Annotated in this window: 18 protein-coding genes; 4 read left to right on the top strand and 14 right to left on the bottom strand. The window is 47.6% G+C overall.

Annotated elements, in window-relative coordinates; all coding sequences use genetic code 11:
- Positions 1–144 precede the first annotated feature (144 nt).
- The 5 genes from AKJ31_RS01845 to AKJ31_RS01865 form a co-directional block, all read right to left on the bottom strand.
- On the bottom strand, positions 145–744 hold the full coding sequence (locus AKJ31_RS01845; protein ID WP_053407381.1) for a class I SAM-dependent methyltransferase: 600 nt from the start codon (positions 742–744) through the stop codon (positions 145–147).
- Positions 745–778: 34 nt separating this feature from the next.
- A complete protein-coding gene (locus AKJ31_RS01850; RefSeq protein ID WP_053407382.1) occupies positions 779–1,567 on the bottom strand; it encodes a PhzF family phenazine biosynthesis protein in 789 nt (262 codons plus the stop codon).
- Between the two features lie 144 nt (positions 1,568–1,711).
- Complete coding sequence (locus AKJ31_RS01855) at positions 1,712–4,549, bottom strand: FAD-binding and (Fe-S)-binding domain-containing protein (RefSeq protein WP_053407383.1); 2,838 nt, start codon at positions 4,547–4,549, stop codon at positions 1,712–1,714.
- 165 nt (positions 4,550–4,714) lie between these two features.
- The gene (gene lldD, locus AKJ31_RS01860) at positions 4,715–5,851 is read right to left on the bottom strand and encodes an FMN-dependent L-lactate dehydrogenase LldD (RefSeq protein ID WP_053407384.1); all 1,137 of its coding nucleotides are present in this window, start codon (positions 5,849–5,851) and stop codon (positions 4,715–4,717) included.
- Between the two features lie 229 nt (positions 5,852–6,080).
- Positions 6,081–7,772: an L-lactate permease gene (locus AKJ31_RS01865; RefSeq protein ID WP_053407385.1), complete on the bottom strand. Its 1,692-nt coding sequence runs from the start codon at positions 7,770–7,772 to the stop codon at positions 6,081–6,083.
- A 339-nt stretch (positions 7,773–8,111) separates the two neighbouring features.
- Here AKJ31_RS01865 and AKJ31_RS01870 point away from each other — a divergent pair, with 339 nt between their 5' ends.
- Positions 8,112–9,011 (top strand): LysR family transcriptional regulator, encoded by a 900-nt coding sequence (locus AKJ31_RS01870; protein WP_053407386.1) that lies wholly within the window; start codon positions 8,112–8,114, stop codon positions 9,009–9,011.
- A 105-nt stretch (positions 9,012–9,116) separates the two neighbouring features.
- On the opposite strand, the gene AKJ31_RS01875 is transcribed toward AKJ31_RS01870, so the two are convergent.
- Positions 9,117–10,739, bottom strand: coding sequence for an ABC transporter ATP-binding protein (locus AKJ31_RS01875; protein ID WP_053407387.1), 1,623 nt, complete (start codon positions 10,737–10,739; stop codon positions 9,117–9,119).
- Positions 10,740–10,754: 15 nt separating this feature from the next.
- Positions 10,755–11,249: a hypothetical protein gene (locus AKJ31_RS01880; RefSeq protein ID WP_053407388.1), complete on the bottom strand. Its 495-nt coding sequence runs from the start codon at positions 11,247–11,249 to the stop codon at positions 10,755–10,757.
- 200 nt (positions 11,250–11,449) lie between these two features.
- Between AKJ31_RS01880 and AKJ31_RS01885 the strand changes: the two genes are divergently transcribed.
- Entirely contained in the window at positions 11,450–13,810 is a 2,361-nt protein-coding gene (locus AKJ31_RS01885) for a Lon protease family protein (protein WP_053407389.1), read from the top strand.
- Between the two features lie 60 nt (positions 13,811–13,870).
- Here the strand turns inward: AKJ31_RS01885 and AKJ31_RS01890 are convergent, their stop codons facing one another.
- The gene (locus tag AKJ31_RS01890; protein ID WP_053407390.1) at positions 13,871–14,869 is read right to left on the bottom strand and encodes a 2-hydroxyacid dehydrogenase; all 999 of its coding nucleotides are present in this window, start codon (positions 14,867–14,869) and stop codon (positions 13,871–13,873) included.
- Between the two features lie 166 nt (positions 14,870–15,035).
- On the opposite strand from AKJ31_RS01890, the gene AKJ31_RS01895 reads away from it, so the two are divergent.
- Positions 15,036–15,554 carry an NUDIX hydrolase gene (locus AKJ31_RS01895; RefSeq protein WP_053407391.1) on the top strand — a complete coding sequence of 173 codons (519 nt, stop codon included), beginning with the start codon at positions 15,036–15,038 and terminating at the stop codon, positions 15,552–15,554.
- Positions 15,555–15,658: 104 nt separating this feature from the next.
- On the opposite strand, the gene yiaY is transcribed toward AKJ31_RS01895, so the two are convergent.
- The 4 genes from yiaY to AKJ31_RS01910 all read right to left on the bottom strand — a co-directional run bounded on the left by yiaY (position 15,659) and on the right by AKJ31_RS01910 (position 19,022).
- Positions 15,659–16,807, bottom strand: coding sequence for an L-threonine dehydrogenase (gene yiaY, locus AKJ31_RS01900; RefSeq protein ID WP_053407392.1), 1,149 nt, complete (start codon positions 16,805–16,807; stop codon positions 15,659–15,661).
- Between the two features lie 302 nt (positions 16,808–17,109).
- Positions 17,110–17,760: an isoprenoid biosynthesis glyoxalase ElbB gene (elbB, locus tag AKJ31_RS01905; RefSeq protein ID WP_053407393.1), complete on the bottom strand. Its 651-nt coding sequence runs from the start codon at positions 17,758–17,760 to the stop codon at positions 17,110–17,112.
- Between the two features lie 73 nt (positions 17,761–17,833).
- Complete coding sequence (locus AKJ31_RS23510) at positions 17,834–17,968, bottom strand: hypothetical protein (protein ID WP_281173326.1); 135 nt, start codon at positions 17,966–17,968, stop codon at positions 17,834–17,836.
- A 124-nt stretch (positions 17,969–18,092) separates the two neighbouring features.
- Positions 18,093–19,022 carry a LysR family transcriptional regulator gene (locus AKJ31_RS01910; protein ID WP_053407394.1) on the bottom strand — a complete coding sequence of 310 codons (930 nt, stop codon included), beginning with the start codon at positions 19,020–19,022 and terminating at the stop codon, positions 18,093–18,095.
- Positions 19,023–19,117: 95 nt separating this feature from the next.
- On the opposite strand from AKJ31_RS01910, the gene yjjG reads away from it, so the two are divergent.
- Positions 19,118–19,792 (top strand): pyrimidine 5'-nucleotidase, encoded by a 675-nt coding sequence (yjjG, locus tag AKJ31_RS01915; protein ID WP_053407395.1) that lies wholly within the window; start codon positions 19,118–19,120, stop codon positions 19,790–19,792.
- A gap of 60 nt (positions 19,793–19,852) precedes the next feature.
- Here the strand turns inward: yjjG and phnX are convergent, their stop codons facing one another.
- On the bottom strand, positions 19,853–20,674 hold the full coding sequence (gene phnX, locus AKJ31_RS01920) for a phosphonoacetaldehyde hydrolase (protein WP_053407396.1): 822 nt from the start codon (positions 20,672–20,674) through the stop codon (positions 19,853–19,855).
- A 10-nt stretch (positions 20,675–20,684) separates the two neighbouring features.
- A complete protein-coding gene (locus tag AKJ31_RS01925) occupies positions 20,685–22,079 on the bottom strand; it encodes an aspartate aminotransferase family protein (RefSeq protein WP_053407397.1) in 1,395 nt (464 codons plus the stop codon).
- Position 22,080: the final 1 nt, after the last annotated feature.

The raw sequence follows: 22,080 nt of genomic DNA on the forward strand, positions 1-22,080 counted from the left end.
TAAGCATAAGATACGTGGTTTTAGAATGTGTGATCCAGTCGTATCAGCACAAAATATGCAAATAGTTACTTAAAAATAGCGACACGGGGAAATGAGCAGCAAAACCAAGAGTAGGACGTTTTGCTGCTAAGTCGATTGGGTGTCTTAGCTCTTCTCGACAATCATGTAGGTGTGCAACTCTGGATATTGGTCAAATTCCAAGTGACGAATGGTGCAACCGAGTTCCAGCATCAAGCTCAAGAATCCTTGCGTACCGAGTGATGAATAATAGACTTCTGGCCCCATAAAGTCGTCGGTATGCGCCCCAGGTTGGTCTGTGCCACCGAATGAGAAGATAAACACGCCGCCAATGCTCAGGCTGCCTATGATCTTGGTAATCACTGCACGTTGTTCATCAAGCGGAATATGCCATATGCTGTCCCAAGCGGTGATAAAGTCGTACTTTTCCAGTGGTTGATGGATACAAATATCGCTATGGATAAACTCGACATTCGGGTGTCGTCGTCTCGCCAAATCTAGCATCTTTGTTGAAACATCAAGTCCTGTCGGTTCAAAGCCTTCTTCAATCATCAAATCGATAAAACGCCCGGAGCAGCCGCAGCCAATATCGAGTGCTTTACCTCGGTTTTTAGCAAACTTAAACGCTCGCCTATGTTGCTCTACACCGTTTTTGCGGTTAAAGCTGGCACGCTCCCAAAGGTGCGCAATCTTGTCGTACGCTTCGCCAATTTCTACCGGTTTCACTTTAGACCTCTACTTAGTCAAGCTAAGGGCGCGATTAAATATGAATTTGCCCTTGGGAATACAAAACGGCATAACCTGCGACGGTGACTTTATCTGCGGTGACATGGCAATACAGCGTGCCACCGCGTTCTGACGCCTGATACGCGATAAGGTGATTTTTACCCAAGCGTTTTGCCCAGTAAGGCGCAAGGCCTGCGTGAATTGAGCCAGTGACGGGGTCTTCGATTCCACCATTTGCAGGCCAAAAATAACGCGAGACAAAGTCGTAATCGCTGCTAGGTGCAGTCACGACTACATCATACGGCGCGAGTTGTTTCAGTCGGTCACACCTTGATACCACGTCTAGTACGTCCTGTTCATCGTCATAGATCACGAAGTAGGCTTGTGGGCTTCGCAGCACAGCGACCGGAGGCAGTGATAGACCTTGTAATAGATCTGCGGGTACTTCCGTTTCACTTGGTTCTCGCAACGGGAAGTCCATTAAGGTTTTTCCAGAATGGTCGCGTTCAATCTCAAGTGGGCCAACGTAGCGAGTATCGAAAAGAATGCGCTCTTCGACAGCAAAATGTTGAAATAAAACGTAAGAGGCGGCGAGTGTCGCATGGCCACAAAACTCGATTTCACAAATAGGGGAGAACCAACGAATCTCATAGTGACCAACGCCAAGTTGCTTGATGAAGGCGGTCTCTGAGAGATTATTTTCTTTGGCTATGTTGAGCATGATGTCGTCGCTAAGCCAGTCTAGTAATGGCACGACGGCAGCAGAATTACCTTTGAACCTTTCTTGAGTAAATGCATCACACACAAACATATCCAGTATCATATTGCTTCCCTTTATATGAAATTAGTTTAAAGGATGATTTGATACTACGGATGGGGATAAGTCAATGTCAGAAAATGCGGAGACTTGCCCGATCTCTTCACATTGCGCGAAGCAAGCAAGTCTCCAACGTTATGAAGTCAGCAGTTAGCGTGCTGAACTGACTTCATCAACCAAGTACAAAATGGACTGGTAGGGAATGCCGCTGTGGTGCGATAAACCAATTTCACACGTGCGACTGTTACTAAAGCCACGGCTACAGTTATTCGGTACTTGCTCTTTTAGTGGATGGACCGCCGCGGCGTTAAGCTCTGGAGTAGTAAAACCTTTGTCGCCCGCCCAACCACAACAAGCGATGTGCTCGGGCAAGATAACGTCGCTCGCACACGCTTTAGCCAGCTTAAGCATGTCACCTTCCAGTCCCATTCTTCTTGAACTACAAGTCACGTGTAGCATCACGGTCTCTTGCTTTTGGACAATATCAAGATGTGGCAACAGGTACTTAGAGACAAAACCTGTCGGCTCAAGGATTTCTAGCGGTTGAGTGAAGTTCTCGATGCTGCGTTTTGCACATGGACTGGTGTCCATCAGTACTGGATATTCGCCCTCGAAACTTGCTTTCCACAACGCTTGCTCGAGTTGCTGTGATTTGGCAGTCGCAATATCCGTCATGCCTTTGCTGTCGTATGGCATACCACAACATTGATCGTTAATACCGTCTGGAATGATCACCTCAAAGCCCGCTTTCTTAATCAGCGACAATGTGACTTCGGTCAGGCTGCGTTGGTCTTGCGCGTCGGATTGCTGACCCATAGTACGAGAGGCACACGACGGGACATAAACCACTTTTTTGTCTGAACGCACCAAAAGCTCAAGCGCATTGTCTAGTTTATGCGTATTAGATTGCGGCGTTTCTGGCAGCCAGATTGGTGTTTTGTTGTGGCTCAGCTTGCGCACGCCATTTACCAGTTTCGATACGCCGTTTTCACCTAACACTTTCACCGCAATTTGGTTGGCTTTTAACGATGCGCGCGTGAGTGATGTGGTGGTCGAGAAGTGGTCAGCCGTCCATTTCGCAATTGGGGTGAATTTTTGGTATTTCGCGGTGCGAAGCTGTTTTACCAAATCGCCCGTATTGATTCCGACAGGACAGCGGTCAGCACACAGACCAGTTGCCGCACAGGTGTCCAACCCTTGGTACTCGAATACTTTCTCAAGCTCAGACGCTTCGACGTTCTCGCCTTGAGCACGGCGTCTTTGTAGCTCGCGGTACAGTACAATACGTTGGCGTGGAGAGAGTGTCAGTGTGCGTGACGGACATACCGGCTCACAGAAGCCGCACTCGATACAGCGGTCAACAATGTCATCCGCAGCCGGCATCGGTTTGAGGTTCTCGATATGTGAGGTTGGACTGTCGTTAATGATAACGCCAGGGTTGAGCAAACCTTCTGGGTCAAACAGCTTTTTAATACGCTGCATTAGTGCGTAGCCATCTTTGCCCCATTCAAGCTCAACGTACGGCGCCATGTTTCGTCCGGTGCCATGTTCTGCTTTTAACGAGCCTTGGTATTTTACCGCAACTAGCTCTGCCACATCGTCCATAAAGCCACCATAGCGTGTAACTTCATCTTGTGATTCAAACCCTTGGGTGAAAACAAAGTGCAGGTTGCCTTCTAGCGCATGGCCAAAAATGATCGCTTCGCTGTAGTGGTATTTATCGAACAACGCTTGTAGATCGCGTACACCGTTGGCGAGGTTTTCAACTGGGAACGCGACATCTTCGATGATTACCGTTGTGCCGACCTCACGTACCGCGCCTACAGCAGGGAACATGCCTTTACGAATGCCCCACAGCGTTGCGACAGTTTTAGCGTCTGAGGTGAAAGGTACAGATTCGATAATGGTGTAATCGCTTAGTGAGCCAAGGATCTGCTCGCATTGTTTGTCCAGCTCGTCATGGCTGCTGGCGTGGGACTCAACCAGTAGCGCCGCCGCTTCTAAATCCAGTTCAGGAATAAACGCTGGCATACCTGGTTTATCCGCAACGGAGCGTAGCGCGCGACCGTCCATCAACTCAACCGCTGCCACTGGCGTTTTTGAAAGGGTGGTGACTGCTTCGCTCGCTTCTTCGATATCGGCAAATACCAGCAATGAAGACGCTTTGTGCGCGTGTTCAATTACGGTGTTGTAGGTGATTTCTGCGATAAATCCGAGCGTACCTTCCGAGCCAATCAATAGGTGTTCTAGCACTTCGATTGGATCGTTAAAGTCGACCAGTGCGTTAAGCGCGTAGCCTGTCGTGTTCTTCAGACGGTACTTGTGACGAATGCGCTCGCTCAGCTCTTGGTTGCGCTGTGTTTCTGCCACCAAGCTTTGTAGACCTTCGATAATATCAGGGCGGGTAACTTTAAACGCATCGATGCTTTCTTTGCTTGCGGTATCGAGTAGGGTGCCGTCGCTAAATACCACTTTGATGCTGTCGATGGTGCGGTAAGAGTTCTGCGCCGTACCACAACACATGCCGCTGGCGTTATTCGCGGCGATACCACCGATTTTACAAGTGTTGATTGACGCTGGATCTGGGCCGATTTTGCGTTGGAATGGGGCGAGATATTTGTTGGCGTCTGCGCCGATTACGCCCGGCTGCAGGATGATTTTATCGCCGTTGTCGATGATTTCGTGGCCGCGCCAGTCATCGGTCAGAGTGATCAGTACGGAATCTGACACCGCCTGACCTGACAAGCTTGTTCCCGCGGCGCGGAAAGTGAAATGCACGCCCATCTCGCGGCAGCTTTGAATGGCGTAGATGACTTCGTCAAGATTCTTGAGTCTTAAAACGATTTTCGGCACCAAGCGATAAAAACTCGCATCGGTGCCGTAAGCTAAGCGTTTTGCTTCTTGTGTGATGATTCGTTCTGGCTCGATATGCAGAGCGAGTAGTTCTTCCAATTGCTCGTAGGTGGCTGGTGTTATTGAATTCGCCATCATTGCTTCCTTGTTGTGTGTGTATACCAACCTATTTAAGCGTATGTTTTTGGTGACCTATTTCGGTTGGCAGCACTGGCATGATTGTTTTTAGTTGTTGGTGCCAGTGATAAAAAAGGTGCCACACAATGGTTGAGATTGCTGTGACACCTATTCAATTACATCTTAGATATTAACTAGCGAGTCGCGATTCAAATCTTGAATGCTCTTCGCACCCGTTAGCGTCATCGCTACACGCATCTCTTTCTCATACAGGTCAAGAAGGTTTTCAACACCCATCTGACCTTGCGCCGCAAGTGCGTAGATGTACGAACGGCCTAGCATTGCGCAGTCTGCACCCATCGCCAGCATACGAACTACGTCTAGGCCCGTGCGGATACCTGAGTCAACGAAGATCTTCAGGTCACCTTTTACTGCGTCTGCAATGCTTGGTAGTGCTTTCGCTGAAGACATGACGCCGTCAAGCTGACGACCACCGTGGTTAGATACCACAATACCGTCTGCGCCGAATTTCACCGCGTCTTTCGCGTCTTCAACGTCAAGAATGCCTTTGATGATCATCGGGCCATCCCAGAAGTCACGAATCCACTCCAAGTCTTTCCAAGAGATGGATGGGTCGAAGTTTTCGCCCAACCAACCGATGTAATCTTCTAGTTTGGTCGGTTCACCACGGTATGTTGAGATGTTACCTAGGTCGTGTGGTTTACCAAACAGGCCAACATCAAACGCCCATTGTGGGTGACGCATTGCTTGGAAAACGCGACGTGACGCTGCATTCGGACCACTCATACCAGAGTGCATGTCACGGTAACGTGCGCCCGGTACTGGCATATCAACCGTAAATACCAGCGTTGTAACACCTGCTGCTTTTGCACGCTCAAGAACGTTGCGCATAAAGCCACGGTCTTTCAGTACGTAAAGCTGGAACCACATAGGACGTTCGATAGCAGGTGCCACTTCTTCAATAGGACAAACAGAAACGGTGGACATTGTGAAAGGAATGCCTTTCTTTTCTGCCGCTTTTGCTGCCTGAACTTCACCACGGCGCGCGTACATACCTGTTAGACCAACAGGCGAAAGTGCGATTGGTAGCGCAAATTTTTCGCCGAAGATTTCAGTGTCTAGGCTCAGATCAGACATGTTCTTAAGTACACGCTGTTTTAGGGCAATCTCTGCCAAATCTTCCGTGTTACGTCTTAAGGTGTGTTCTCCGTACGAACCACCGTCAATGTAATGAAACAGGAATGGAGGTAGCTTGGCTTTAGCAGCTTTGCGGTAATCTGTTGAAGCAGAGATAATCATAATAATCAGTCCTATTAATTCTGTGCTTTCAAGGAAAGCTGAGCTGGTCTTTACTTAAATGTCGCTTTATCCGTTAAGAGAAGCGATGTGTAACAGCAGTTTAGTAATAAGCCTTTCTCGTGAAGGCTAAATCGATATCTAAGATGAAGAAGGCGCTAATACCCGCTAAAAATGACACTAGTGTCCGCTCTTGTCAGGGGATTAGGCATTAGCGCCAAAACTCTTGGTGTTATTTCATTAACGCATCAGTAATGTGTAGGCCGTAAATCGCGACCATACCGATGATGCCCGTTACTACAAGGTAGTAGAATGTTGGAATCACTGTCTTGCGTAGCGTCGCGCCTTCGCGGCCTAGTAGACCTACAGTTGCTGATGCTGCTACCACGTTGTGAATCGCAATCATGTTACCTGCCGCAGCACCGACTGCTTGTAGAGCCACTACTGTTGCGCTTGAGATAGTCAGCGTTTGTGCTACTTCAAACTGGAACTGGCTGAACATCATGTTTGAAACCGTGTTAGATCCCGCAATGAAAGCACCCAGCGCACCGATTGTTGCACTTAGCGCAGGGAAGGCTTCGCCAACTAGGCCAGCAGCAAAGTTTGCGGTGGTTACTGGCATACTTGCTAGGTCAGCTTCGTTGATGCCCGAGTTAATAAAGATACGCACCATCGGAATAGTAAATACCAGTACAAAGCCTGCGCCAATCAGCGTTTTGCTCGATTCGCCCGCCGCTTTAATCAGTGGCGTCACGCTACGAGACTGGAGAAGAACCGCAAGTAGAGCAGAGAACACCAGAATGCCACCTGGCAGGTATAGCGGCTGAATAGCAGCGCTGATGCCAGCTTCGCCAAGAATGTTGCTAAATGAGATACTTACGCCCGTTAGCATCGCTTTGAAGTCTGCGCTTACGCGGCTTGCCACTAGGATGACAGCAAGCAGTACGTACGGTAGCCATGCTTTCGCCATGCTCATTGGTTGCGCAACGGCTTCTTCTTTCTCTACTTTTAGAGAGCCTAGCCATTCTGCTGGCCATTTCTTCTCGTCTTCGAAATCCCACGTTGATTTTGGCACTAGGAAGCCGCGTTTTGCTGCAGATACTACTACCGCTAGACCGAACAAACCACCAATCAGAGATGGGAATTCAGCGCCTAGGAATACACCAGTTAGTGCGTAAGGAATGGTGAATGACAGACCTGCAAAGATAGCAAATGGTAGGATATCCAGACCTTCCGTCCAGCTCTTATTCTTACCGAAGAAACGCGTTAGCATCATCGCCATAAGAACCGGCATTAACGTACCAACTGTCGCGTGAATAAGCGCTACGCTAGAGGTAATTTGCTGAACGTACGCTTCCCACGTTGAACCGTTAGCCAGTAGCGATTCGGTAATGTTGTGTGTATCTAGACCTTTGCTGACACCAACGATAATTGGTGTACCCACCGCACCGAATGAAACCGGCGTAGACTGGATCATCATACCCATTAGGACCGCTGCTAATGCAGGGAAGCCGATCGCCACTAACAAAGGCGCTGCGATTGCCGCTGGTGTACCGAAGCCTGATGCACCTTCAATGAATGAACCAAAACACCATGCGATGATGATCGCTTGAATACGGCGGTCTGGAGAAATATTGGTAAAGCCGTTACGGATAGTCGCAATCGCGCCTGTATGCTTTAGTGTGTTGAGTAGGAAGATTGCGCCAAACACAATCCATAATACAGAGACAGTAATACCTAAACCTTGGAAAACCGACGCAAGTACACGGTTTGTTGTCATATCCCAGAAGAACAGGGCAATAACAACGGTTAATCCGAACGCGACAGGCATCGCGCGTTTTGCAGGCCAGTTAAGGCCGACAAGTAAAATGGCCGCCACCACGATTGGTGAGAAGGCCACAAGGGCTAATAATGTTTCACTCATTGGTACATCCTCTTGCACGCTTGGGATACCAATCTAAATAAGCATTCGGTCACGCATTGCTGGTAGACTTCACTTAGGACTGAGTTGATCTTGGTAATTAAAATTATGGTAACCAAAGATTAACCAAGTTTTGTTGAGCGTTAAGTGTTTCGTCTCGGTGCAATTATCCGTACAACTACTTATCCAGATTGGTACTACTTTCTTAAATCAGGATTCTTCAGAATCTCTTCGATTTTATGATTGTGATAATTGTGTTAATTCGCGGTGAATCTACCCCTTTATTTTTTTTTGATATAGGGAAATAATGAAAATAATTAGTTCCAAAAATGGCATAATGCGATGCGTGCAGACGATTTAATCCTGTTTTCACAGGTAGTAGAGATGGGCAGCTTTAGTAAGGTTGCAGAGGCAAATAGCCTTACAAATTCGGTAGTTAGCAAAAGAATTGCCCGCCTGGAAGAGGAGTTAGGCGTTCAATTATTATATCGAACTACGCGTAAATTAACCCTCACAGAGGCAGGAAAGGCGCTGACACACGGAGCCAAAAATGTGAAGCAAGCCACTCTTGAAGCTATGGATGCGGTCTCAGGCTTTGGTGAGAATATAAGCGGACACATCAAAATGTCGGTGCCGTGCATTTCGGGTGATTTAATTTTGGCCGATGCCGTGGCGGAGTTTTGTAACATGCACCCGGGTTTAACCGTCGATATGTCGCTCAATAACCGCTTTGTCGACTTAATTGAAGGCGGTTACGATTTGGTCATTCGTACCGGTTATCTGGAAGATTCCAGCTTGATCGCCAGACATATTCTCGACTCTCAATGGGTGGTGTGCGCCTCGCCAACGTACATTGCGCGAAACTCCAAACCTGCTCGACCGGAAGATTTAGTCAATCACAACTGTTTGCAATATGCGTATCAAACCACTGGCGCGAGTGAGTGGGAATTTAAAGGCGAAAAGGGCAACTACATTGTCGGTGTCTCGGGTACGTTTAACACTGATAACGCGACAGCACTAAGAAAAGCGGCGCTCGGCGGGCATGGCATAGCCTACGTGCCAAGGTGTCTGGTTTACCATGATTTACGTAACGGCCAGCTAGTTGATTTGTTCCCAGAGCAGGTGGGTAAGCGTTTGGGTGTGTATGCGGTTTATCCGTTTACCCGTCAGCCACCAAACAAAGTGAAGCTACTTATCGAGCATATCCGCACACGATACTTGGCCATTTCTCACTACTTCTAAAAATAATAAAGCCGACGCATCCTTGCGTCGGCGTGTTGGCTACCAATCTAAGGTTGAAGCGATAGATTAGTAGAAATCGGCGGCCAAACCGAAACTCTTTTGACTCTAGGCAACTTTGTCTGGATGTTCCAAATCAAACGACGCCGCAATAAGCTTTTTGGTGTAGTCACTTTGCGGATTGTGGAAGATTTCTTCTGCGGTTCCTTGTTCCATGACTTCACCTTTTTGCATCACTAACACGCGGTCAGACAGTGCTTTTACCACGCTCAAGTCGTGGCTGATAAACAAGAAACCGATGTTGTGCTTCTTCTGAATATCTTTTAGTAGGTCAATCACGGTCAACTGTACTGAGCGATCCAGCGCAGAAGTCGGTTCATCCAGCAGAATAAAGCTTGGTTCTAAAATCAGCGCGCGTGCAATGGCGATACGTTGACGTTGCCCACCAGAAAACTCATGAGGGTAACGGTTAATTGAATGAGGATCTAAGCGAACTTCTTCCAATGCTTTACGAGCTTTTTGCATTCGCTCGCTACGGCTGAGATGAGGCTGGTGGACGGTTAAGCCTTCGGTAATGATTTCACCGATGGTCATTCTTGGTGACAGCGAACCGTATGGATCTTGGAACACCATCTGGATGTCTTTTTTGAGCGCGAAGCGTTGTTTCTCAGTCAGTTGAGAAAGTTTTTGCCCTTTGTATTCAATCTCACCGCTGTATGGCAGTAATCCAATCAGAGCGCGCCCTAGCGTCGATTTGCCCGAGCCGGACTCACCCACGATCCCAAGTGTTTCACCTTGCTTGAGGTCGAGTGAAATCCCTTTTACCGCTTCAAAGTAGCGGTTCTTGCTTGGCAAAAAGTGTGTATGGGTTAAAAACTTCACGCGGATGTCGTCTGCTTTGAGCAAAGATGGCGACCTGTCGCAAATGGGATCTTTGCTGCCGTGTGGGATCGAATCTATCAACATTTGGGTGTAACTGTGCTGCGGATTAGCAAACAGCGCTGCGCATTCACCTTGCTCGACCACATCGCCTTTACACATTACGATGACTCGGTCAGCCAAATGCTTTACCACGCCAAGGTCGTGGGTGATAAACAAAATCGCCATGCCCATTTTGTTTTGTATTTCTTTCAGTAGATTGAGCACTTCGGCCTGCACCGTTACATCGAGCGCAGTGGTCGGCTCATCGGCAATCAGAATATCTGGCTCGTTAATCAATGCCATCGCAATCATGATGCGCTGTAGCTGGCCACCAGAAAACTCGTGTGGATACTTAGTGTAAGCCTGAGTTGGATTTGGCATATGAACCAACTCAAACAGTTCTAACACACGCTGCTTTGCCTGAGATTTAGAGACCCTGCGATGACACATAATCGCTTCGGCGACCTGAATGCCTACGCGCATATAAGGATTGAGCGACGTCATCGGCTCTTGGAAAATCATTCCGATGCGGTCGCCACGAATGGAGCGCATCTGCTTTTCACTTTTATCGAGCAGTTCTTCGCCCTCAAACACTATGCTTGCTTGAGAATGGACGATCGCGTTGTTGGGTAAAAGCTGCATTAGGGCGTTAGTCGAAACAGACTTCCCACTGCCGGACTCGCCAACAATCGCCAGCGTTTCACCCTTGTATAGTTCAAAGTTCACATCCTTTACCGCGTCAACGATGCCATCGTTGGTGGTAAAGCTCACTGAGAGGTGTCTTACCTCTAAAATAGAAGCCTGTGACATGGGTATTCCTTTATTTTAATTAATGAGACGAGCGCTTTCTGGTGTTGGGGAATGGGCTTTCAGTGTGGCAAAATGGTGGTGCGCTCTTTGTACGCGTTCGAATTCAAGCATCCACTGTGCGTTACGCTGCGCACTACAAAAGGCCGCCATATGCTGCAATAGCTCTTCACTGTTTTTATCCAGAATATGGTAGGTCGCTTTGACTAAGTCAGCGCTTTCAATCGAGAGAAACTGTAGTAGTGCGTAGCTTTGATTGAGCAGTTCAAACGCTCGGTCGTGTTGTCCCAATTTATTGAGAATTTCCGATTGCGATACTGCGGCATCGCGCAAGCCAGTGAGCAAACAGCTAAACTGACACGGTTTGGTGTCTTTGCAATCGAGAGCCGATTGAATATGGGTTGGAAGGTGGCAAAGCACCTGATCATACAGATAGTGAGCTTCAGGCCAGTGGCCTTGTTCTAATAACTGCTCAGCTTTGAGATAGTGAGTCCAGCACTGCTGTAGATCCATGTTTTATACTCCACCAGAATTACGTTCTCGCATATTTAAATGCAATTAATTCTCTATTGCAAATAATTATCATTTAATTGCAAATTAAAAATAAGTTGGTGGATATTTAATCACTTGAACTTAAATAGTGCGTAAGTCACTAAAATATAACCAAATCTAGCCTAAACTAGTGGAATATTAGAATAATAAGGAAATTTGAGATGGCTATTCAACGGCTAGAAGCCAGCAAGCTTTACCATGCTGCAGAGCTAGAAATGTTGCCAAGCAAGTCGACAAAAGAGTTGGCGCCAATCGATGAGATCGTCGGGCAGAAACGTGCGCAGAAAGCGGTAGAGTTCGCGATGTCGATCAAAGAGAAAGGCTACAACATCTATGCGATTGGCCAGAACGGGCTTGGAAAGCGCACTATGATCCTGCGTTATCTGAATCGACACAAGCACGACGTAAATGACCTCTACGACTGGTGTTATGTGGCGAATTTCGATGATGTCCGTACGCCAAAAGTACTCAAACTGCCATGTGGAGTGGGCAGTCGGTTCAGACAAGATATCGAGAAACTCATCTCTAAATTGCTTAACGCACTGCCACTTGCGTTCGACAATGAAATTTACTACAGCCGTGCAGACAAGCTGAAAAATCAGCTGGCGCAAAAACAAGAAGCGGAGCTGGCGCAGATAGCCAAAGAAGCAAAAGCGCAAGGTATCAGTCTGACCATCACCACTCAGGGCGACTATCAATTTGTCGCTATGAATGGCGAAGAGATGCACACCGAAGAGAGCTTCGACAATCTAAGTAAGAAAGAACAAGAACATTTCAGCGATACGATTGATGCGCTGGAAGTGCAGCTGCGCGATATGGTGAGACAGCTGACAGAATGGGAAGAGTCGTACAGCGATAAGATCAAAAAGCTTAACGACGAAGTCACACTCGACGTTATCGCTCATTTCATCAAACAGTTGAAGAAGGACTATTCTCGTTACCCAGAGATTAAGGCGTACCTAAAAGACCTACAGAAAGATATCGTTGAAAACGCCGATATTTTCTTAGAGAAAAGCGAAGAGCAGGCGGAGATTGCCAGTGCGTCATTGGATAAGAAACTGCCGCGCCGCTACAAGATTAACGTTCTAGTAAGCCGCAAAAAAGAAGACTTCCCGATTGTGGTGGAAGAGAACCCGAACTACCACTCGTTGTTTGGTTATGTGGAAACCGCAACGTTCAAAGGTACCGTGTTTACGGATTTCTCATTGATTCGTCCGGGCAGTTTGCACAAAGCGAACGGCGGCGTGTTATTGATGGATGCGCAAAAGGTATTGGAGCAGCCGTATGTTTGGGATGGTCTAAAACGAGCCTTGCGGGCTCGCCAGTTGAGTTACACTTCGCTGGAGAAAGAAGTCACTCTTACCGGCACAGTATCACTCGATCCTGAACCGATTCCATTGGATGTGAAGATCATCTTGTTCGGCGATTACCGCACTTATCAATTGCTGCAGCACTACGATCCGGAGTTTAGCGAACTGTTCAGAGTGACCGCAGATTTTGAAGACGAGATGACGCGTACCGATGAATCTGAGCTGCATTACGCGCGCTTTATTTCCAGTGTCGTTAATGACAACAACATGCTGCATTGCGACCGCAAAGCGATCGCGCGCATTATTGAGCACAGCTCTCGACTAGCGGGCGATCAGAACAAGCTCTCTTTGCATTCCGCGCATATCGCGAACCTGTTGCGAGAGTCCAATTATGTGGCTAGGCAGGCGAACTCAAACATGATTCGTTCGAGCCATGTAGAGGAAGCGTTAGCGAACCAAGAGCTGCGTGTTAGCCGCTTGAAAGATACCGTCATGGAAGGATTTGTGAACGGCACGACGCTGATCCAAACCGAAGGTACGGCGATTGGTCAGGTCAACGCGTTATCGGTGTTAAGTACTAGCGAATATATGTTTGGTGCGCCAAACCGAATCACCGCGACGACCTGTTACGGCGAGGGTGATGTGATCGACATTGAGCGCAGTGTTGACCTAGGCGGTAGCATTCACTCCAAAGGGGTAATGATCCTCAGTGCCTACTTGTCATCGGTGTTCGGCAAAACCGCTAAGGTGCCGCTCAATACCACCATCACCTTCGAGCAATCTTATGGTGGCGTGGATGGTGACAGCGCGAGTATGGCAGAGTTTTGTGCCGTGGTATCCGCGTTCTCGAAACAACCAAACCGTCAGGATATTGCGATTACTGGCTCAATGAACCAGTTTGGCGAAGCACAGCCAATTGGCGGGGTGAATGAGAAGATCGAAGGTTTCTTCGATGTGTGTACCATTAAAGGCCGTAGCCACGAGCAAGGAGTGATTATTCCTCGTGCGAACACTCACAACCTGATGTTGAGACAAGATGTGGTGAAAGCGGTCGAAAAAGGCGAGTTTCATATCTGGGCAATAGACCACGTGACTGAGGCAATCGAGCTGTTTATGGGTAAACCAGCCGGCACCTTGAGTGAAGAGGGCAGTTACCCGATCAATACTGTCTTTGGTATTGCTCAAGCGAAACTTAACTCACTACGTAAATAATAAAAAGTTAGTAACGAAAAAGGGCTTCTGATTGGAAGCCCTTTGCTTATCTGGTAACGTTTAAAACTCGATCAATTCATTGCCTGAACGCTTACCTTCTTGGAACGCCGCGACACTGCCGAGTGTTGTGTCGGCGATATTACCGAGCGCTTCGTCGGTTAAGAATGCCTGATGTCCAGTAAACAGCACGTTGTGACACGCGGATAGGCGACGGAATACATCATCGACGATGACATCGTTGGATTTGTCACGGAAGAACAGCTCTTTCTCGTTCTCATACACATCCAAACCCAGTGCGCCGATACGGCCTTTCTTTAGCGCCTCGATCGCCGCAGATGCATCCAATAATCCACCACGGCTGGTGTTAATGATCATCACACCATCTTTCATTTGATTGAAGGCTTTCTCATCCAGCAAGTGGTAGTTTTCTTCAGACATTGGACAATGCAGCGTGATCACATCGCTTTGTTGAAACAACTGATCTTTGCTGCAGTATGTCGCACCCATTTCAATCGCTAGCGGGTTTTCATATGGGTCAAAGCAGAGAATGTTCATGCCTAGCCCTTTAAGAATGCGCATTGTCGCGATACCGATTTTACCCGTGCCGATGACACCTGCGGTTTTACCGTGGAAGTTAAAGCCGACTAAGCCGTCCAACGAGAAGTTGGCGTCACGGGTTCTCTGGTACGCTTTATGGAAGCGACGGTTTAGGCTCATCATTAAACCCACCGTGTGCTCAGCGACGGACTCTGGTGAATAAGCTGGTACGCGAACGACTTGGATGCCGAGTTGTTTGGCTGCGTCTAAATCGACGCGGTCAAACCCTGCGCAGCGCATTGCGACCATCTTAACCCCATGCTCGGCAAGTGACTTCAGCACTTCAGCGGATAAATCGTCATTCACAAACGGGCAGACGACTTGCGAACCTTGCGCCATCTTGGCGGTTTTCGGTGTTAAAGCGAAATCGTGGAAATGGAGATTAAAGCCAAACTGCTTATTGGCCTTACGAAATGACACTTCGTCGTACGATTTAGCGCTGAATAATGCGACATCTAACATAAAGAGCCTCTCAAAATAGATGCTGGAGGGAAATTGCTCTTATTGAACCTCTAAATAATAAAAAATTAAACCATCAATTTATTGTGGGTTCATTCTTGATTCGTGAGCTTGAGAGCGCAGGGTGATGTGGTAGAATCTGCGCAAATTCGACTAACAAGCAGCAGTCATGAGACATTTAAAAACTACCGTTCACCCGGATATTGAACATTTGGACGACAAAACCGTTTTTCAGCGTAAAGCGGCACGTGCGATTGTCGTCGAAGGTGAAAATATCTTACTGCTCTACACCGAGCGTTACCACGATTACACCATTCCTGGTGGTGGCTTGGACGAAGGTGAAGATGTGATTGCTGGTATGGTCAGAGAGCTTCAGGAAGAAACGGGTGCGCGCAACATTCATAGCATTAAACCTTTTGGTATTTATGAAGAGTTTCGCCCTTGGTACAAAGACGACGCGGACGTGATGCACATGACATCTTACTGCTACAGCTGCAAAATTGATGCGCAGTTAGGTGAAACCGCGTATGAAGACTACGAAGTGAAAAACGGTATGAAGCCAGTTTGGGTCAACATCCATGATGCGATTGCTCACAACGAGAAAACCATCGCGGAAAGCCCAAAGAAAGGCATGAGCATCGAACGTGAAACGTATCTACTGCACTTGATTGCCAAAGAAATGCTTTAACAAGCTGCGCATACCAAATACTAAGAAACAACAAAGAAAAAGCCCTCGAGATACGTCGAGGGCTTTTTTATCTGTCATTAATCCGTGTCGGATTACGCTATAGATTACATCGCAGCTTCGAAAATCGCTGTGATCTCTTCGTGCGTCGCTTGTTTAGGGTTAGTGAAACCACAAGCATCTTTTAGTGCGTTGTCGGCAAGCGTTGGGATGTCTTCCGCTTTCGCGCCTAGCTCTTGGATGCCTGCTGGGATGCCAACATCTTTCGCTAGTGACACGATAGCTTCAATCGCTGCGTCTGCACCTTGCTCTGGTGTCATACCTTCAACGTTCACACCTAGTGATTTTGCTACGTCACGTAGACGAGCAGGCACGACTTGCGCGTTGTAGCGCTGTACGTGTGGTAGAAGAATCGCATTACACACACCGTGTGGTAGGTCGTAGAAACCGCCCAGTTGGTGCGCCATTGCGTGAACATAGCCAAGTGATGCGTTGTTAAATGCCATACCCGCCATGAATTGCGCGTAAGCCATTTGTTCACGAGCTTCTAGGTTACTGCCATCCTTAACTGCAGTACGTAGGTGAGCTTGGATCAGTTCGATCGCTTTAATTGCGACAGCGTCAGTAATCGGCGTTGCCGCAGTTGAAACGTACGCTTCCACCGCGTGAGTCAGTGCATCCATACCAGTTGCCGCAGTCAAAGACGCTGGTTTAGCAAGCATTAGCTCAGGGTCGTTAACCGAGATTAGCGGAGTAGTGTGCTTATCTACGATTGCCATTTTGATATGACGTTCTTCATCGGTGATGATGCAGAAACGAGTCATTTCAGAGGCAGTACCTGCCGTGGTGTTGATAGAAACTAGAGGTAGCATTGGTTTAGCTGATTGGTCAACGCCTTCGTAATCACCGATTTTTCCGCCGTTTGCCGCAACTAAAGAAATGCCTTTTGCACAGTCGTGTGGTGAACCACCGCCCAAAGAGACAACGAAATCACAGTCATTCGCTTTTAGCAGCGCAAGACCGTCATTAACGTTAGAAATCGTAGGGTTGGGTTGTGTGCCATCAAAGACTACAGTTTCGACGTCACGTTCAGTCAAAAGGTCTTGGACTTTCTTAACGACACCGATTTGGTTCAGAATTTTATCGGTAACAATAAGACCTTTTTTAAAACCTTTTGACTGAATACTGTCTGCTGCGTCTTTAAGACAGCCTGCGCCCATCAAATTTACTGTAGGGATGAAAAATGCACTCGTCATTGTATTACTCCATTGTTATGTGTTTATTGGAAAGAGCTTATAAGTTTTTGGTTGCATATCTTTTCACTGAGTATAGATGAACTCACTTAATCTCCTACTTCTTAATGAGTAGTTTGATGTGAAATTGTGATATGCGCACGATTGTATAATTTTCTTGATAAAGTTATTTATTTTTAGTGACTTAATGTGAGTTGCTTGTTCAGGTTTTTGGTAGGATGAGTTGCGAGCTGTTGATGGATGTAAAAATAAAAAAGCCCTTTAAACGGAAATTTAAAGGGCTTTTGTTGAATAAATATACAATTCTAGGCGAGGGAAAGTAGTTTGCTCACGAGTTTTTCAATGCCAGAAGCGGCTTCTGAAATCGAGTTGGCTAGCATGTAAGCGGGTGTCGATAGCACTTTGTTCTCTTGGTCGTACACGATCTCGTCAACTGCGCAGTCTACGTGTTCGCCTCCCATGATGTTGAACGCGGCAGCAGTCGCAGCATCATTGCCTATCGTACCTTTGACACCGTTTTCGTAGATCATCGGGATAATCACAGGAGCGATACACAAATAACCCGCAGGTTTGTTGGCCTGAGCAAAAGCGCGACAAGCCGAGGCTACGTGGGTATTGATGCTACATTCTGCGCCGTGGACCGCGAAATCAGTCAGGTTTTTTGCTGCGCCAAAACCGCCCGGTAGTAGTAGGGCATCGAACTCGTCAGGGTTTAGCTTGGCGACATCTTCAATGTTACCACGTGCGATACGTGCTGCTTCTACCAACACGTTGCGCGTTTCGTCCATCTCTTCGCCGGTTTTGTGGTTAATGACGTGGAGCTGGTCGATATTTGGCGCAAAGCAGTGCCATGTTGCGCCTTGCTTTTCAATCGCATGCAACGCAAGAACGGCTTCATGGATTTCTGCTCCATCAAATACACCGGAACCACTGAGTATGACGGCTACTTTTTTCATTGTTCACATTTCCTTTTGTCTTTAACGCTACCTAGGGTAGATGATCTTCAGCATTTTCGACCTGAAGTGGATCTCATTCTTCCTCTTCGTCAACGTGCTTCAGTTCGTCTTCTTGTTGCACGTCAATCTCGGTCTCTTCATCTTGAGTGGGATAGTGTTTGACTACAAACGGGGTGAGCATAACGCTGGATGGTAGAAAGTGTTTCATAGCAGACTCCACTTTGGCTGGCTTAATACAACGGCTCAATGGTAGTGGTTCTAATCTGTGCCTGCTTGCTTAACATCATGATTTGGTGAAGAAAGTTGTTGGATTGCTAATCGTGGGCATTGGATCACAGATTAAGCGTGTCTTTGATCATGCTGTCCCAATAAGGATTGTCCGCACCTAAACGTTCGCTAATAAAATCAATAAACGTCCGCACTTTGACGGGCATGTGTTTACGCTCTGGGAACACCGCATAAACGGCATGCATTGGTAATTGATAGTCTTGCATCACTGGAATGAGATTCCCAGCCGCCATGTCTTTGGCGACGATAAATGTCGGTAACTGACCAATGCCAACGCCTTCGATGGCCGCTCTGCGGATCGCTTCACTGTTGTTGACGGTTAGGCGTCCTTTAGGCACGACTCGGAACTCATTTCCCATAGACTCAAACACCCATTCAGAGCCGCCACGATAATAGGTGTATTGCAAGCAGTTGTGATTGGATAAGTCAGAAGGTTTGCTCGGTGAACCGTGTTGCTGCAAGTAATCTGGTGAAGCACAAAGTACACTGCGACAAGGTGTCAGTCGTTTTGCCACAAGATTAGATAGCGGCAGGTTGCCAATTCGGATACCCAAATCGAAACCATCTTGGACCAAATCCACCATGCGATCTTCGAGTTGTAGGTCGATTTCCACATCAGGATAAAGCGCGAGAAACTCAGCAACCAAAGGCGCGACATGCAATACACCAAATGACATCGGCGCTGTGAGCTTGAGCTTTCCGCGTGGATTTCCTTGCAACTCAGTAACTGCGTCAATGCCTTGCTGGGCAAGATTAAGAGATTGCGAAACATACTCGTAGTAGCGTTTTCCTGCTTCGGTAAGACTCAGTTTTCGGGTAGTACGGTTAAGCAGCCGAATTCCCAGTTCATCTTCCAACTGGTTGATGCGCTTGCTCACCGCCGATTTGGTGATGTTGAGCTTATTCGCCGCTGGTGAAAATCCACCACATTCAACGACGGCGACAAAAACAGGAATGGATGAGAATGCTTGCATAGTTGAGTTTTGGTTTACAATTAATTTCTATATTCTTAGATTATCATCTAATGGAAAACAATCTACACTAGCAGGGCAAATTTGAGGAGAGAAAAATGAAGTACGATTGGATCTTATTTGACGCTGACGAAACCCTGTTCCACTTTGACGCATTTAAAGGGATGCAGCTAATGTTCTCTCGCAAAGGTGTGGATTTTACCCAGCAAGATTTTGAGCATTACCAGAAGGTCAACAAACCGCTGTGGGTGGATTACCAAGACGGAAAAATCACCGCGCACGAGCTGAAACACACTCGCTTTCAAGAGTGGGCGACCAAGCTTGAGACCACAACTCAAGAGCTAAACAGCGCCTTTTTAGAAGCGATGGCCGACATTTGCACTTTGTTACCGGGTGCGAAAGAGCTAATGGAAGCGCTGCAAGGCAAAGCCAAAATGGGCATTATTACTAATGGGTTTACTGAACTTCAGGCGATTCGTTTAGAGCGCACCGGTATGACCGAGTTTTTCGACCACGTGATTATCTCTGAAGAGGTGGGCGTTGCGAAACCGGACGCGGGTATTTTCAGCCACGCATTGGAAGTGATGGGTAATCCGTGTAAGAGCAAGATTCTGATGGTGGGTGATAATCCTCATTCTGACATCCTCGGTGGGATCAACTTTGGGATTGAGACTTGTTGGTTGAATACTCATAGCGCAGAGCAAGTACAGGGCATTGCGCCAAACTACACCGTAAACTCATTGCATGAATTGAAAAACATCTTGGTAGCTTAAGGTTTTACAGAGATGAGTTATCGGGCGCTCTTGAGAAAGGGCGCCCGATTGTTTTGTTACTTAAGGACGCTCACCCGCAGCGATTCGGCGTTCGATCTCAGTCACGACCGCAGGTAGATCGGCAATGGTATCGATCAGGTAATGCGGTGCGCTTTTGCTGAGTTTTACTCGCGCTTTTTCACGTGCGATTGCCAGAGTTTCTTCACTCGCCGCTTGGTACTCTTCGAACGTTAAGCCTGCTTCGTTGCCTGACAACAACAAACCTACCGTCCACATACCTGCGTTATGGCCTTCATCGATACCGGGTGCGGCGTCATCGACTTTAATACAGGCAGATACGTTGGTGACGCCTAGTTCAATCACGTTTTTCAACGCCATAAACGGGGCAGGGCGACCGCCTTGTGGCAAGTCATCAGTCGCGACCACGTAATCAGGCTTGTAGCCGTAATCGGCCGCCGCTGGGATAAGAACGTTCATTACTTCGCGAGGATAGCCAGAGCAAGATCCAATTTTGATGCCACGCTGCTTAAGCCCCTCGACAACCTCAATGGCGTTAAGAATTGGCGCTGCATGATCCGCCACTTTGGCTTTCTGCAACGGCATAAATGTGGCGTAAATACGGTCGATATCATCACTGTTCATCGCACGACCAAACTGAGCTTGCCAACGTTTGTCGACGCTCGGTAAACGGCCCACGGCTTGAATATGGTCCCACTTGCCTAGGCCCATTGGCTCACGCGCTTCGTCGAGTGTGATGTCAAAGTCGTAACCACGTTTAAATGCTTCAACAAAAATGCTGGTTGGCGCGAACGATCCGAAATCAACAATGGTGCCTGCCCAGTCAAAAATGACGGCTTGCAGCGGTGAAGAGGAAAGAGTCATCATTTATCCCTTATAAGTAGTTGTATTCTTTACATGTATCAGCAATGGCTTGTTCAAATATTGCCAGCGCTTGTTTGAGTTGTTGGCGAGCAATGATCAGCGGAGGGCTAAGTTGAATCACATTACCCTGAGAGACTTTAAAGCTCAGGCCGTTGCTCAAGCATTGGTAGAGCACGGCTTCTGCTTCGTCGTAGGCGCGTTGTTTGGACTCTCTATCAGTGACTAACTCCACGCCCCACAACAATCCGATCCCACGCACGTCGCCTATCAATGGGTACTGCTCTTTCATGCGTAGTAGCTCATCGCGCATGAGTTGGCTGTCGTTTTTGGCTTTCTCTATTAGATTTTCGTTTTCGATGGCTTCGATTGTCGCAAGCGCTGCCGCACAACCAATTGGGCTTTTTTCATGGGTGTAATGACCCATAGAGATTTGCTCTGCGGTGTTGTACTTGTCTTTGGTGATCATCGCGGCAATCGGTACTAACCCTCCGCCTAAGCCTTTGCCAATACAAAGGATGTCGGGTTCGATATCGTAAGCCTGGTGGGTAAACCATTCGCCACTGCGCCCCATACCGTTAGGAATGTCATCAATGATCAGCATGACATTATGTTTGTCGCAGATTTCTCGTATCCGTTTCCAGTAGGCTTTGCTTGGCACTTGAATATCGGTGTTACGTACGGCTTCCGCGATAAAAGCGCCAACGCCACCTTCTTTTTCGATGACGTACTCAAGATAATCGGCATAGTGAACATCGCCATTCTCGTTTGAGGAAGCGTTGTGTAACGGAAATGTACCACGATAAGAAACCGCTGGTGGAATACGCTCTACGCCAGCCATTAATGGTCCCATGCCTTGACGAAAACAGGCTTCACCTCCGACCGAAATGGCATCAAGCGATGCACCATGAAAAGAATCCCACAGAGAAACGACTTTGTAGTTGCCAGTGATATGACGCGCCAGTTTGAGCGCCATACCTATCGCTGAGGTTCCACCCGGTGCAAACAACACTCGATTTAATTCGCCACCACAGATTTCTGTGAGTTTTTCTGCGCATTGAACCGCGATTTCATTGGTGAAACGACGAGGTGAAAAAGGCAGTTTGGCGATCTGCTCTTGCACTTTCTTAATGACATGTGGATGAGCATAACCAAGCTGATGGACGTTGTTTCCATGAAAGTCCATGTAGCGCTTACCAGAGGTATCTTGCAAGTAAATACCTTCTGCGCCTGCGAGTGAGTCTAGGCATGGCGTTGACATTGCTTGATGCAGAAACACATCGCTATCTCTTTTCAGCAACGATTGAGTGTCTTGGTCTGCAATCGATTTGTTCCATTTGTCGCGTGCAGGCGTTGTATTGATATCGCCTTCGCTACGAAAGTGGGTCGGTTGTACGTTGTTATCCATG

The organism is Vibrio hepatarius (assembly GCF_001274785.1).
GTDB lineage: Bacteria > Pseudomonadota > Gammaproteobacteria > Enterobacterales > Vibrionaceae > Vibrio > Vibrio hepatarius.

Bases quoted from the DNA above. Each gene is read 5' to 3' on its own strand.
- AKJ31_RS01850 (WP_053407382.1), bottom strand. From the start codon at position 1,567: ATGATACTGGATATGTTTGTGTGTGATGCATTTACTCAAGAAAGGTTC.
- AKJ31_RS01855 (WP_053407383.1), bottom strand. From the start codon at position 4,549: ATGGCGAATTCAATAACACCAGCCACCTACGAGCAATTGGAAGAACTA.
- lldD (WP_053407384.1), bottom strand. From the start codon at position 5,851: ATGATTATCTCTGCTTCAACAGATTACCGCAAAGCTGCTAAAGCCAAG.
- AKJ31_RS01865 (WP_053407385.1), bottom strand. From the start codon at position 7,772: ATGAGTGAAACATTATTAGCCCTTGTGGCCTTCTCACCAATCGTGGTG.
- AKJ31_RS01870 (WP_053407386.1), top strand. From the start codon at position 8,112: ATGCGTGCAGACGATTTAATCCTGTTTTCACAGGTAGTAGAGATGGGC.
- AKJ31_RS01875 (WP_053407387.1), bottom strand. From the start codon at position 10,739: ATGTCACAGGCTTCTATTTTAGAGGTAAGACACCTCTCAGTGAGCTTT.
- AKJ31_RS01880 (WP_053407388.1), bottom strand. From the start codon at position 11,249: ATGGATCTACAGCAGTGCTGGACTCACTATCTCAAAGCTGAGCAGTTA.
- AKJ31_RS01885 (WP_053407389.1), top strand. From the start codon at position 11,450: ATGGCTATTCAACGGCTAGAAGCCAGCAAGCTTTACCATGCTGCAGAG.
- AKJ31_RS01890 (WP_053407390.1), bottom strand. From the start codon at position 14,869: ATGTTAGATGTCGCATTATTCAGCGCTAAATCGTACGACGAAGTGTCA.
- AKJ31_RS01895 (WP_053407391.1), top strand. From the start codon at position 15,036: ATGAGACATTTAAAAACTACCGTTCACCCGGATATTGAACATTTGGAC.
- yiaY (WP_053407392.1), bottom strand. From the start codon at position 16,807: ATGACGAGTGCATTTTTCATCCCTACAGTAAATTTGATGGGCGCAGGC.
- elbB (WP_053407393.1), bottom strand. From the start codon at position 17,760: ATGAAAAAAGTAGCCGTCATACTCAGTGGTTCCGGTGTATTTGATGGA.
- AKJ31_RS23510 (WP_281173326.1), bottom strand. From the start codon at position 17,968: ATGAAACACTTTCTACCATCCAGCGTTATGCTCACCCCGTTTGTAGTC.
- AKJ31_RS01910 (WP_053407394.1), bottom strand. From the start codon at position 19,022: ATGCAAGCATTCTCATCCATTCCTGTTTTTGTCGCCGTCGTTGAATGT.
- yjjG (WP_053407395.1), top strand. From the start codon at position 19,118: ATGAAGTACGATTGGATCTTATTTGACGCTGACGAAACCCTGTTCCAC.
- phnX (WP_053407396.1), bottom strand. From the start codon at position 20,674: ATGACTCTTTCCTCTTCACCGCTGCAAGCCGTCATTTTTGACTGGGCA.
- AKJ31_RS01925 (WP_053407397.1), bottom strand. From the start codon at position 22,079: ATGGATAACAACGTACAACCGACCCACTTTCGTAGCGAAGGCGATATC.